Source organism: Dyella sp. AD56, from assembly GCF_002878475.1.
Lineage (GTDB): Bacteria > Pseudomonadota > Gammaproteobacteria > Xanthomonadales > Rhodanobacteraceae > Dyella.
Genome location: NZ_NRDP01000025.1, coordinates 135,414 through 148,602, shown reverse-complemented (window position 1 = coordinate 148,602; position 13,189 = coordinate 135,414). Strand labels below are relative to the sequence as shown.

At 63.6% G+C, this 13,189-nt stretch carries 12 protein-coding genes; 11 read left to right on the top strand and 1 reads right to left on the bottom strand.

From position 1 onward, the window contains the following. The first annotated feature begins 29 nt into the window (after positions 1-29). The 10 genes from DyAD56_RS16895 (at position 30) to DyAD56_RS16850 (ending at position 10,948) form a co-directional block, all read left to right on the top strand. On the top strand, positions 30-848 hold the full coding sequence (locus DyAD56_RS16895; RefSeq protein ID WP_102303922.1) for a phosphatidate cytidylyltransferase: 819 nt from the start codon (positions 30-32) through the stop codon (positions 846-848). Beyond that, positions 845-2,032: a 1-deoxy-D-xylulose-5-phosphate reductoisomerase gene (locus tag DyAD56_RS16890; protein WP_102303921.1), complete on the top strand. Its 1,188-nt coding sequence runs from the start codon at positions 845-847 to the stop codon at positions 2,030-2,032. The genes DyAD56_RS16895 and DyAD56_RS16890 overlap by 4 nt, the downstream gene beginning before the upstream one ends. Positions 2,033-2,054: 22 nt before the next feature. Further along, a complete protein-coding gene (gene rseP / locus DyAD56_RS16885; protein ID WP_102303920.1) occupies positions 2,055-3,401 on the top strand; it encodes an RIP metalloprotease RseP in 1,347 nt (448 codons plus the stop codon). Between the two features lie 218 nt (positions 3,402-3,619). Next, on the top strand, positions 3,620-6,091 hold the full coding sequence (gene bamA / locus DyAD56_RS16880; RefSeq protein WP_102303919.1) for an outer membrane protein assembly factor BamA: 2,472 nt from the start codon (positions 3,620-3,622) through the stop codon (positions 6,089-6,091). Positions 6,092-6,243: 152 nt separating this feature from the next. Continuing rightward, complete coding sequence (lpxD, locus tag DyAD56_RS16875) at positions 6,244-7,272, top strand: UDP-3-O-(3-hydroxymyristoyl)glucosamine N-acyltransferase (protein ID WP_102303918.1); 1,029 nt, start codon at positions 6,244-6,246, stop codon at positions 7,270-7,272. Then, a complete protein-coding gene (fabZ, locus tag DyAD56_RS16870; RefSeq protein ID WP_083337560.1) occupies positions 7,265-7,738 on the top strand; it encodes a 3-hydroxyacyl-ACP dehydratase FabZ in 474 nt (157 codons plus the stop codon). Before lpxD ends, fabZ begins: the two co-directional genes overlap by 8 nt. Beyond that, entirely contained in the window at positions 7,735-8,508 is a 774-nt protein-coding gene (gene lpxA, locus DyAD56_RS16865; RefSeq protein ID WP_102303917.1) for an acyl-ACP--UDP-N-acetylglucosamine O-acyltransferase, read from the top strand. The genes fabZ and lpxA overlap by 4 nt, the downstream gene beginning before the upstream one ends. Positions 8,509-8,572: 64 nt before the next feature. Further along, positions 8,573-9,784 (top strand): lipid-A-disaccharide synthase, encoded by a 1,212-nt coding sequence (lpxB, locus tag DyAD56_RS16860; RefSeq protein ID WP_199179014.1) that lies wholly within the window; start codon positions 8,573-8,575, stop codon positions 9,782-9,784. Beyond that, the gene (rnhB, locus tag DyAD56_RS16855) at positions 9,777-10,415 is read left to right on the top strand and encodes a ribonuclease HII (RefSeq protein ID WP_102303916.1); all 639 of its coding nucleotides are present in this window, start codon (positions 9,777-9,779) and stop codon (positions 10,413-10,415) included. The genes lpxB and rnhB overlap by 8 nt, the downstream gene beginning before the upstream one ends. Positions 10,416-10,738: 323 nt before the next feature. After that, the gene (locus tag DyAD56_RS16850) at positions 10,739-10,948 is read left to right on the top strand and encodes a hypothetical protein (RefSeq protein WP_102303915.1); all 210 of its coding nucleotides are present in this window, start codon (positions 10,739-10,741) and stop codon (positions 10,946-10,948) included. A 50-nt stretch (positions 10,949-10,998) separates the two neighbouring features. On the opposite strand, the gene DyAD56_RS16845 is transcribed toward DyAD56_RS16850, so the two are convergent. Beyond that, complete coding sequence (locus tag DyAD56_RS16845; RefSeq protein WP_233202559.1) at positions 10,999-12,372, bottom strand: amino acid permease; 1,374 nt, start codon at positions 12,370-12,372, stop codon at positions 10,999-11,001. Between the two features lie 223 nt (positions 12,373-12,595). Between DyAD56_RS16845 and DyAD56_RS16840 the strand changes: the two genes are divergently transcribed. Next, complete coding sequence (locus DyAD56_RS16840; protein WP_158241372.1) at positions 12,596-13,147, top strand: TlpA disulfide reductase family protein; 552 nt, start codon at positions 12,596-12,598, stop codon at positions 13,145-13,147. The last annotated feature ends 42 nt before the right edge of the window (positions 13,148-13,189 follow it).

Genomic DNA, 13,189 nt, shown 5'->3' with positions numbered 1-13,189 from the left:
GCTCGCTCCAAGTCTGCACAAGGACACCCATGCTGCTCCAGCGCACCCTGACCGCACTGCTGCTTGCTCCGCTGGTGATCCTACTGATCCTGCTGGCGCCAACAAGCGTCTTCGCAGTGATCATCGCCATCGCGTTCCTGGCCGCCATGTGGGAGTGGACCCGCCTCTCTGGCCTCAAGCAAACCCTTCCACGCGTCGTACTTCTAATCCTGACGGCCGCGGCGTTCGCGCTTTGCTGGCTGGCGCAGGGCGGCGTCGCATGGCCCATTCTGATTGGCGTCGGCGTCGGCTGGTGGCTCGTGGTCTGCCAGTGGCTGCGTCACTTCGCGTTCGGCGCGGCACCTACGCGCGAAAATCACCTGATGAAGCTGGGCGCGGGCTTCCTTGTGATCGTTCCGGCGTGGGTCGCTGTAGTGACGATCCACGGTTCGTCCGCGCAGGGTAACTGGTGGACCCTGCTGGCCCTCTTCATCGTATGGGCGGCCGATATTGGCGCGTATTTCAGTGGCCGCCAGTTCGGTCGCCGCAAACTGGCGCCCACCATCAGCCCCGGCAAGACCTGGGCCGGCGTGTACGGTGCGTTTGTCGCCGGCGCCATCGTTGCCGGCGCGGGCGGCATGATGCTCGGCGTTTCCGGCGGCAAGCTGGTCGGCCTGCTGGTGCTGTCGGTGTTCGCCGTGATTGCTTCCGTCGTGGGCGACCTGCTCGAAAGCCTGATGAAGCGACACGCCGCCGTGAAGGATTCCGGCAACCTCTTCCCCGGCCATGGCGGCCTGCTTGATCGCCTCGACAGCGTCTTTGCAGCTATGCCCGTCTTTGCCGCCGGCATGCTGCTGCTCGGTCTATGAGCCAGCCGCCGCGCAAGGTTGCGGTGCTCGGCGCCACCGGCTCGATCGGTGGCAGCACGCTTGACGTCATCGCCCGCCACCCCGATCGCTTCCGCGCCACCGTACTCACGGCGCACAGCAACGTGGCGGCACTGGCCGACTTGTGCATCCGCTTCCAGCCTGACCTCGCCGTCATCGCCGATCCGGCGCTGGAAAGCGAGCTGTCTCGTCGCCTCGCCGCAGCGGGCGTACGCTGCGATATCGCCAGCGGGCACGATGCCATCACGCAGGCGGTATCGGGCACGCTGTGCGACACGGTGGTGGCCGCCATCGTAGGCGCCGCCGGGCTGGATTCCACCCTGGCCGCCGCACGCACCGGCAAGCGCCTGCTGCTTGCCAACAAAGAATCCATCGTGATGGCTGGCGCGTTGCTACTCGACGCGTTGGCAGTAGGTGGCGGCGAGCTGATTCCGGTGGATTCGGAACACAACGCCATCTTCCAGTGCCTACCTAGTGGCCGCTCGCCACTCGCAGCCAGCGGCGTACGCCGCCTCATCCTGACCGCATCCGGCGGACCGTTCCGGGGCCGCACCCGCGCAGAACTGTCCGGCGTCACGCCAGAACAGGCATGCAAGCACCCGAACTGGGTGATGGGGCGCAAGATTTCGGTGGACTCGGCCACGCTGATGAACAAGGGCCTGGAGGTCATTGAGGCGCACCACCTGTTCGGCGCAGCGCCCGACCTCATCGACGTGCTGGTGCACCCGCAAAGCCTCGTGCACTCGCTAGTCGAGTACGTCGACGGATCGGTTCTGGCCCAGCTGGGCAACCCGGACATGCGCACGGCCATCGCCCATGCGCTCGCGTGGCCCACACGCATCGAAGCGGGCGTGGCTCCGCTGGACCTGGCTGCCAGCGCACCACTTTCCTTTCAGCAGCCGGACCTGGATACATTCCGCTGCCTCGCGCTGGCCTTCCAGGCGCTGCGAGCCGGTGGTGACGCCACCGCCATCCTTAACGCCGCCAACGAAGTCGCCGTAGAGGCATTTCTGGCTGGCAGCCTGCCCTTCCTCGGCATTGCCGATCTCGTCGAGAGCGTACTTACGGAACTGCCGCCGCAACCTGTGGTCGATGTCCAGACCCTGAATGAACGCGACCGGACGGCCCGCGAGGCCGCCCGCCGCATCCTTCGCAACGCCTGCTGACAAGCCTGATAAGCTCTCACCGATGAATAGTGTATTTGGCTCAGTGTTTTGGTTACTCGTCACGCTCGGCGTGCTGGTGACTTTTCACGAATTCGGACACTACTGGGTAGCACGGCGCTGCGGCGTCAAGGTGCTGCGCTTCTCTGTGGGCTTCGGTAAAGCCATCTGGAAGCGCATCGGCAAGGATGGCACCGAGTACCAGGTCGCCATGATCCCGCTCGGCGGCTACGTGAAGATGCTCGACGCCCGCGAAGGCGAGATCGATCCCGCGCTAGCCGGCCAAGAATTCACCGGCAAGCCGGTCTGGCAGCGCATCGCCATCGTGGCGGCGGGCCCCGGCTTCAACCTGGTCTTTACCCTCTTCGCTTTCTGGCTGATGTTTCTGGTGGGCAAGCCGGACGTCGCGCCTGTCATTTCTGCCGTTCCGCAAACCATGGCCGCCGAAGCCGGCGTGCGTACCGGTGACCGCATCCTCAGCGTGAATGGCCACGCCGTAGAAACGTGGAGCGACTCCATGGACGCGGTGGCCAACGCCCTGCTCGGCCGCGATCCGCTGCCCATGCAGGTGCGCGGCACGGACGGCGGTACGCGCAATCTTGTGCTACCCCTCAACCAGCTGCCCGCCGGGCAGGACATCGGCCAGTACCTGGACAAGCTCGGCTTGAAGCTCGCGCCCTCGCCAGCCGTCATCGACGACGTCCTGCCGGGCAAACCTGCTTCGCAGGGCGGCGTGCAGGATGGCGACCGCATCGTCAGCCTCAACGGCGTTGCCATCGGCAGCTTCGAAGAATTCCAGCGACTAGTGCCGCAGGAAGCCGCCAAGTCGCCCACGCTGGCCATCACGGTGGAACGTGCTGGCAAGACCATTCCCCTGTCCGTCACGGCCCGTATGGAGTCCCTGGAAGGCCAGCCGAGCAATTGGGTGATCGGCGTGAAGTTTGCCGAGCGCGAACAGGCCATCCTGCGCTACGGGCCGCTCAAGGCCATGGGCGCCTCGCTGGAAACGACCTGGAATAGCGCCGCCTCCACCTTCAACATGATCGGCAAGATGCTGACCGGGCAGGCTTCGACCAAGAACCTTTCCGGCGTGATCGGCATCGCCCAGGTGGCCAATGCCTCGGCCAGCATGGGCGTCGGTTGGTTCTTCAGTTTCCTTGCGATGGTCTCGTTGAGTCTTGCGATTCTCAACCTGATGCCGATCCCCGTCTTGGACGGCGGTTGGCTGCTGTATTACCTTATTGAGTTGGTCAAGGGCAGCCCCGTCAGCGAACGCACCATGATGGCCGGTCAGTATGTCGGCCTAGTCATGCTGTTTACGTTGATGGGATTGGCTTTCTACAACGACATCCACCGCTTCCTGCCTGCGTGACGCGTGCCGGCTTTGACGAAAGTCGCGCGCGATGTCCGAGGGACAGGCGTATCTGCAGCGTGCGCACTCGATGCGCTTGCGGCAGAAACGTGGCGATGGTTCACCCTGCGCATCTGGGGACGATGCAAGCACCCTTTCAAGGCTGGGCTTGTCCTGGCTTCACGTATTGATCGGGGCGGTCTAGGCCGCCTCATCGGAACAAACCAACGGAATCGACGATGAAGCGTATCGCCGCCCTGATCCTGCTTGCCTCACTATCCGCCAATGTCCTCGCGTTCGAGCCGTTTGTCGTTTCCGATATCCGTATCGATGGCCTCAGCCGCATTTCAGCCGGTACGGTACTCAACTACCTGCCGGTGAATCGTGGCGACCGCCTGACCAACGACGCTGCTCAGCGTGCCATTCGCGCGTTGTACCAAACCAAGTTCTTCAGTGACGTGGAGATCGACCGCGAAGGTGACATCATGGTCATCAAGGTGGTCGAGCGCCCGTCCATCGCCAAGCTGAGCCTGCGCGGCAATAAGGACATCAAAGAAGAAGATCTCCGCAAGGGTCTGAAGGAGATCGGCCTGTCCGAAGGCGAGACCTTCGACCGCCTGTCGCTGGACCGCGTGCAGCAGGAACTGGTACGCCAGTACTACAACCGCGGCAAGTACAACGTGTCGGTCGACCCGCACGTGACCCAGCTTGATCGCAACCGCGTCGCCGTCGATATCGAGATCCGCGAAGGCAAGGTCGCCAAGATCAAGGAAATCAACATCGTCGGCAACAAGGCGTTCACCGACAAGGAGATTCGCTCGGGTTTTGAATCGAACACTCCTGGCTGGCTGTCCTGGTATTCGAAGGACGATCAGTACTCGCGTGAAAAGCTCTCCGGCGACCTGGAGAAGCTGCAGTCCTATTACATGGACCGCGGCTACGCCGACTTTGGCGTCGACTCCACACAGGTGACGATCGCCCCGGACAAGCGCTCGATGTACATCGCCGCCAGCGTCAAGGAAGGCGATATCTACACCATTTCCGACGTTCACCTGCTCGGCGAGCTGATCCTCCCCGAGGACGCGCTGCATCAGCTGGTGTACGTGCACAAGGGTGACACCTTCAACCGCAAGGCGATTGAGGCGAGCACCAACTCGATCAAGAACATCCTGGCGAGCATCGGCTATGCGTTCGCCAAGGTGACGCCAGTACCCAAGCTGGACAAGGACAAGCGCACCGTCGACCTGACGCTCTACATCGAGCCGGGCAAGCGCGTGTATGTGCGCCGTGTGATCTTCCAGGGCAACACCCGCACGGAAGACGACGTGATGCGCCGCGAAATGCGCCAGCTGGAAGGCAGCTGGTTCTCGCAGCCGGCCATCGACCGCTCCAAGATCCGCCTGCAGCGCCTGGGCTACTTCAAGACGGTCAACATCGACAAGGCGCTGGTGCCGGGCACCGAAGACCAGGTCGACCTGACCGCGAAGGTGGAAGAGCAGTCCGCCGGCAGCCTGATGTTCGGTGTGGGCTATTCGCAGTACTCGGGCATCATCCTGTCCGCGTCGGTGTCGCAGAACAACTTCATGGGCACCGGTGACAGCTTCACCGTGGGCGCATCGCGCAGCGACTACTCCACCAGCATCAACGCGAGCTATTTCAACCCGTATCTCACCGATAGCGGCGTGGGTATCGGCTATAACGCCGGTTACACCAAGAGCAACTACGGCGATACCAACAGCGACTTCGTGAACTACGAAAGTTCGATGAAGTCGTTCTCCAGCTTCCTGAGCTTCCCGATTTCCGAAACGGACAATATCCGCGCGGGCCTGGGCCTCAGCAGCAACAAGATCAACCTCAGCTACCAGTACCTGACCACCGACTCGAACGGCAACACGGTCACGCAGACGGCCAACTACTCGCCGCAGATTCTGATCGACTACCAGAACGCGCTGGGCCACCAGACCATCCATACCTGGGATGCCACGCTGGGCTGGAACCACGACACGCGTAACGGTTACTGGGCGCCCACTCGCGGCGGCCTGATCTCGCTGTCTACCGATATCGCCCTGCCCGGTTCGACCGTGCAGTACTACAAGATCATGGGCGAGGCGAATCACTACTGGCCGATCGGCAAGGGCTTCGTGCTGTACGTGGACGGTCAGGTCGGCTACGGCAAGACCTACGGCCAGACCTTCGACAACAGCAGCGACGACGGCATCTACCAGGCGGGCCAGAAGATCACCTTCCCGTTCTGGGAGAACTTCTACTCCGGCGGCGTGCGCGACGTGCGCGGTTTCCAGGACAACACCCTGGGTCCTCGCGTCTGCGTGGGCACCACGACCAATGCTGCGGGCAAACAGGTACCGATCACCCCGCTGTCCGACGGCACCTGCCCAGGCAGCGTGTACAGCTATGCACAGCCCCTGGGTGGCGCGTTCAAGGTGCTAGGTACGGCTGAGCTGTATCTGCCGCTGCCGTTCCTCAAGGACATCAACACCGCTCGCGTGTCGTGGTTTGTGGACGTCGGCAACGCCTATACCGACTACCAGAGCTTCACCGCCAAGACGCTGCGCGTCTCCACGGGTCTGTCGTTGCATTGGCAGGCGCCCATCGGCCCGCTGATCATCAACTTCGCCGTGCCGCTGCGCACCCAGGCGGACGATGGTCACTACGAAGAGCGCATCCAGTTCACCTTCGGCAGCCAGTTCTGACGAGCTGACCACCCAAGGGGTAACACAGCAGAAGGCGCGGCCATGCCGCGCCTTCTTTTATGGTGGCAACCATCCCTGGGGGCCACTCTTAGGGCCATCTTTTGATGCCTCCGCCGAGGCGACCTACAATGGTCTGATTGCAGGGAGCTGACATGAGCGTTTTTCAAACCACCGTATCCGAGCTGGCCGAGCGCTTCGGTCTCGTCAGCCATGGCGACGGCTCCCGCGTCATCGATGGCGTGGGCACGCTGGCCGGCGCCAGCCCGAGCCAGCTGAGCTTCCTTTCCAACAGCAAATACGCATCGCAGCTGACGGCTACCAGCGCTGGCGTAGTGGTCATGCGTGAGGAAAACGTCGCGGACAGCCCGGTGGCCGCCCTGGTGGCCCACGACCCTTATGTGGCCTACGCCAAGATCGCCGCCTTATTCGAGCGCCATTCCGCTTCGCCGCAGGGCATCCACCCCACGGCGGTGGTGGCACCGGGCGCCCAAGTGGCGCCGACCGCCAGCATTGGCCCCGGCTGCGTGATCGAGGACGGTGCCGTCATCGAGGATGGCGCCATTCTCGGCCCGCACTGCATCATCGGCCCCGAATGCACGATTGGCGCGCAATGCCGCCTGGTGGCGCGCGTGACCCTGGTCATCCGCGTGACGCTGGGCAAGCGCGTGCTGGTGCATCCGGGCGCCGTGATCGGCTCGGATGGCTTCGGTCTCGCCTTTGACCGCGATCACTGGATCAAGCTGCCGCAGCTCGGCGGCGTGCGCATCGGCGACGACTGTGAAATCGGCGCCAACACCACCATCGACCGCGGCGCGCTGGACGACACCGTCCTCGAGGAAGACGTGCGCCTCGACAACCAGATCCAGATCGCCCACAACGTGTATATCGGCGCCCACACGGCCATGGCAGGCTGCTCCGCCGTGGCCGGCAGCGCCAAGATCGGCCGTTATTGCATGATCGGCGGCAACGCCGGCGTGCTCGGCCATCTGGAGCTGGCGGACCGCGTTAACATTACCGCCAAGAGCCTGGTCACGCATTCCATCCGCGAGCCGGGTGAATACTCCTCGGGCGCACCGCTGCAGGAAAGTCGCCAATGGCGGCGCAACGCAGCCCGATTCAAGCATCTCGATGAATACGTGCGCCGGCTCTCGGCGCTGGAGAAGGACAGCAATAATGAGTGACCTGACCGTGCCCTTCCATCTGCCCGTGAACGTGGAAACGATCCAGCAGCTGCTGCCGCATCGCTATCCGTTCCTGCTGGTCGACCGCCTGATCGAACTGGTGCCGGACAAGAGTGCCGTGGCCATCAAGAACGTGACGATGAACGAGCCGTTCTTCCAGGGCCACTTCCCCGGCCATCCGGTGATGCCGGGTGTGTTGATCGTGGAAGCGATGGCACAGGCAGCCGGCCTGCTGACGCAGATCTCCAGCCGCCTGAAGGGCACCACGGGTAGCCCGCTGTTCTACCTCGCCAAGGTGGACAACGCGCGCTTTAACGCCCCCGTGGTACCGGGTGATCAGCTGCGCCTGGAAGTCGAGCTCAAGCGCCTGCTGCGCAGCATGGGCCTGTTCGAGGCACGCACCATCGTCGACGGCAAGGTCGTGGCCAGCTGCGAACTGATGTGCGCCGCGAGGTCCGACAAATGATCCACCCCACTGCGCAGATCGATCCTACCGCCGTCGTCGCCAGCGGCGTCAGCATCGGCGCGTACTCCGTGATCGGCGCCGACGTGCATATCGGCGAAGGTACGGTGATCGGCCCGCATGTGGTGATCCAGGGCCCCACGCGCATTGGTCGTGACAACCGCATTAGCCAGTTCGCCTCGTTGGGTGGCGATCCGCAGGACAAGAAGTTCAACGGTGAGCACACCGAACTGCTGATTGGCGACCGCAACCTGATCCGCGAGTACGTCACCATCAATCGCGGCACCGGCGACGGCGGCGGCGTGACTCAGGTTGGCAACGACAACCTGATTCTTGCCTACGTCCACATCGCGCACGACTGCAAGATCGGCAACAACACGGTGTTCTCCAACTACTCCGCGCTGGCCGGCCATGTGGAGATCGGTGACTGGGTGGTGATGGCGGGATTCTCCGGCGCCCATCAGTTCTGCAAGATCGGCGCGCATGCCTTCATCGGCATGGGTTGCCTGCTTGGTTCCGACGTGCCGCCGTTCGTGACAATGGCCAACGAGCAGCGCGGCCGCCCGCGCGGCATCAACAGCGAAGGCCTTAAGCGCCGCGGTTTCGACACGGCGCGCATCTCGGCCATCAAGCGCGCGTATCGCACGCTGTACATGGCAGGACTGACCCTGGCCGACGCACGCGAACAGCTCAGCGTGCAGGCCAACGACAGTGAAGACGTGCGCGCGATGCTCGAGTTCATCGACAGCAGCGAGCGCTCGCTGGCGCGTTGATATGTGCGCAGCACATATCAACGAATCAGGCACGCGCTCTGGCTCTGACGGCTGACGTAACGATATGTCCATAACAGATGCGACAGTCAGAACGCCGACCATCGCCATCATCGCCGGCGAAGATTCGGGCGATCAGCTTGGCGCAGACCTGATAGCGGCGTTGCAACGCCGCTATCCGCTGGCACATTTCGTCGGTATCGGCGGCGCGCGCATGCAGGCCACCGGCTTCGACTCCTGGTACGACATCAAGGAGCTGTCGCTGTTCGGCTTTGCCGAGGTGGTGTCTCACCTGCCCCGCCTGCTCAAACTGCGCAAGGAGTTGCTTGCGCGCCTCGTGGCGGCAAAGCCCGACGTGGTGGTTGGCATCGATGCGCCCGATTTCAACCTGGGTGTCGAAAAGCGCCTGCGCGAAGCGGGCATCCGTACCGTGCACTACGTCAGCCCATCGGTCTGGGCGTGGCGCGAGAAGCGGGCGGAAAAGATCGGACGCAGCGCCGACCGCGTGCTGTGCCTGTTCCCGATGGAGCCGGCCATCTATGCCCGGCACGGTATCGATGCGCGCTTCGTTGGCCATCCATTGGCCGACCGGTTCGCGCTGGTATCCGATCGCATCGGCGCCCGCGATTTCCTTGGCATTCCACAGAACGTGCCCGTGCTTGCGGTACTACCGGGCAGCCGCGGCTCCGAAATCAAACAGCTGGGCACGGCCTTTATCCAGGCAGCGCGCAAGGTCGCCGCGCAGTTGCCAGGTCTTCGCATCATCGTTCCTGCCGCCAACGAGCGCGTGCATGCGACATTAAAAGAACTCGTCGGCACCAGCGAAGATGAGAGCACGCCGCAACTCATCGATGGCCACGCGCACGAAGCCATGCTCGCAGCCGATGTGGTATTGCTCGCCTCCGGCACGGCGACGCTCGAAGCCATGCTCGCCAAGCGCCCTATGGTGGTCGGCTACCGCGTGTCTCCGGTGAGCTACCGCATCGCCAAGGTGCTCAACATGCTCAAGACAGACGTCTATTCGTTGCCGAACATCCTGGCGCGAGCAAGCGGTATGGGCGACAACATCGTGTTGGTTCCCGAACTCATGCAGGACGACTTCACGGTCGACAAGCTCGCCGAAACAACGTTGTCGCTATTCCACGACAGCGAGCGGCGCGGCGCCATCGTCGCCGCTTTCGAACAATTGCATCTGGCGCTGCGCGGCGATCTGGAAGGACATGCCGGCGACCTCGCAGCCGATGCCGTCGCCGAGATGATCGAGGCGCATCATGGTTGAGGCGAAAGCCACTCGACGCACCGCTAACGCGGCCGGCACGGTGCTGGAAACACGCTTCATTGCCGGCGTGGACGAAGCAGGCCGCGGGCCGCTCGCCGGCCCTGTCGCGGTCGCTGCAGTTATCCTCGATCCAGCACGCCCCATCGAGGGGCTCAACGATTCGAAGAAGCTCACCGAGCAGAAGCGCGAGGCGCTTTATCCGCTGATCGTCGAGCGGGCGCTAGCACACAGCATCGTGATGGTGATGTCCGACGAGATCGACCGGATCAACATCTACCAAGCCACCATGACTGGTATGTGTCGCGCGCTGTTGGGCCTGACGCCGGCGGCGCACGAGGCATGGATCGATGGCAATGCGTTGCCTCGCGATCTGCCATGCGCGGGCCGCGCCATCATCGGCGGCGACGCACTGGAACCAGCGATCAGCGCCGCGTCGATTCTCGCCAAGGTAACGCGAGACCGATGGATGGTGGAGCTTGACCGTAAACACCCCGGCTACGGTTTCGCCGAGCACAAAGGCTACGGCACGCCGGCACACTTGTCCGCTCTGAAGCGCCTAGGCCCCTGCCCGCACCATCGCCGTAGTTTTGCGCCGGTGAAGATCCTGGTGGACCAGGGCGTGCTGTTCTGACATAGACGTCCGGATCACGGCCGCTGCGTCGCATCGGCGAAGCAATCGCAGGGCCAATACGAACACCGAAAAGCATGCCTAATGGCCGGCGTCACCCGCGTGCAACAGCGCTAATCTAAGCTTGAATCCATGGAACAGCGCTCGGCCCGCGCCATTGGCTAGTGCAACCTTTCAGGCCGCCGCTGCATCCCAATGGATAGGAAAGCGAAGCCACCGAGTCCGGTGCGCTTCCGTCAGGCAGGGACGAAGGCCCCATGCACGTCTCCCCACCGCATGGGATTGAAGACTCCAACCAAGCGCGCATTCGACCGCGGGAGTCCGTTATGAGCACCATCCGCCGCCCGAACGACCCGTCCACACCCAACAGCCACCCGGACGTCATGCCTTTATCGCAGCTCACCCCTGACGAGATGGCAGACACCGCAAATGCCGAACTCCGGCATGTCGACTACGACCGGCATCCGCTCCGGGTACAGGGGCTGGATCACTACATCGATCATCCGCAAAGCGCGGAGCGCTTCCACATCTGGTAAGACGCAGCGCTGGCGACGGTGGAGTGCCATCGTCGCCGCGATGCTGGCGATCAGCTACCCACACGCAAACGGCTGTTGCGATAGCCGTAGCCGATGTAGATGAGCATGCCGACCGTGGTCCAGCCTGCCAGCAGCATCCAGTTACCCCTGTTCATCTGCGCCAGCAGAAACAGGCAGACGACGACGCCCAAGGGGCACACCACCGATGCGGCGGGCACACGGAAACCGCGCGGCAGATCCGGGCGCGTGCGGCGCAGCACCAGCACGCCGATGCACACCGTGGCGAACGCCAGCAGCGTGCCCATCGACAGCAGGTCACCCAGCAGGCTCAGCGGGAACACCGCCGCCAGCAGGCCGCCGATGACACCAACCAGCACCGTCGTGCGATGTGGCGTACGGAAGCGGTCATGCACGGCGCCGAACATGCGCGGCAGCAGGCCATCACCCGCCATCGTGTAGAGGATGCGTGCCAAGCCCATGTGCATCACCAGGATCACCGAGGTCAGGCCCGCCACTGCGCCTATCTGCGTCAGCACTTTCAGCCATGCCAGCGCTGGATGCGCGGCCAGCGCCGTCGCAACTGGCTCCGCCGTGGCCAGTTGCGCATACGGCACAAGTCCGGTCAGCACCGCCGCCACCACGATGTAGAGCACCGTGCAGATGGCCAACGAGATCAGGATGCCGGCCGGCACGTTCTGCTGGGGGTTGCGCGTTTCCTGCGCTGCCGTCGCCACCGCGTCGAAACCGATATAGGCATAGAACACGCTGGTTGCAGCACGGAACACACCGGCCCAGCCATAGTGGTCGCCGCCCTGGCTCGCCGGCACGTACGGATGCCACAACGAGGTGTCGATGTACTGCAGCCCGAACACCACGAACAGGATCACCACCAACACCTTGAGCACCACGACCACGCTGGCGAACAACGTCGACTGACGCGTGCCGGAGTAGAGCAACGTGGTGATCGCCGCCACCACCAGCAGGGCCGGCAAGTTGATCCAGGCCCCGGTGACCACGAAGTGGCCGTCCTTGAACGCCAACGGCGCATTCGCCAGCGCCGCCGGTACATCAACGCCGATGCTGTGCAGCAGGCCCACCCCGTAACCGGACCAACCCACGGCCACCGACGACACCGCCAACAGGTACTCAGCCACCACGTTCCAGCCGATGAACCACGCCAGCAATTCGCCAAAGGTGGCGTAGGCGTAGACGTAGGCACTGCCCGAGACCGGCAGCATGGCGGCGAACTCCGCATAGCTCAGTGCCGCCAACGCTGCGGCCAGGCCGGCCAGCACGAATGAAATGGTCAGGGCCGGACCGGCGTGTTCGGCAGCCGCCTGCCCGGTAATGACGAAAATACCGGCGCCGATCACCGCTCCCACGCCCAGGACGATCAGGTCCTTCAGGCCCAGCGTGCGCCGCATGTTGTCGCTGGCGGCAAGCGAGGCCTCGATGGGTTTGACGGTGAACAGCGAGCGGATCAGTGACATCGGTGTTTTCCGGGCAGCGTCAGGGCTGCCGTCCAGGGTGAAAGCACCGGACCATGACAGCCCCAGCCGCTCCCTGCAACCACCGCTCGTCCGCCCGCCCTCGGCCGGCGGGACGGACGCCGCGTTCGCTATGCTGGCCCGGTCAAGGAGAGGACCGATGAGACGCTCTGTTCGAAGCATGCTGGCCGTACTGGCCCTGATAACGGCCACCCTGGGTCACGCCCGTCCTGAGGTAGGCGCCATCCCTTCAGACGAACTCGGCCGTGATCGCGACGGACACGACGTGCGTGTGTCCGGTCTGCGCGGCAAGGTGGTCGTCGTGTCGTTCTGGGCGTCGTGGTGCGGCTACTGCCGCAAGGAGCTGCCGGTACTCGCCGCACTCCAGAAACTCAAAGGCACCGCCGACCTGCAAGTCATCGGCGTGAACCATGACGACACCTACGAGGCATTCAAAGACCTCCGCAACCGCTGGAAGAGCCTCGACATCATCCTGACCTATGACCCGCCGGACGGGCGCATCGGCAAGCCTTACGACATCAAGACGTTGCCCTTCATGGTGATGATCGGACGAGATGGGCGTATCGCCCACGTCTACACGGGTTATGACGAAAACATGCTCAACATCATCATGTCGGACGTGGACGATCTGCTCGCACAGCCGGCGCCGGGAGCAACGGCCGCTACCGTCACCCCTCCGGCATCCTCCTGATCCAGCGCGAAAAAGTCACGCCGGAGGCAATGTCAATTCTTG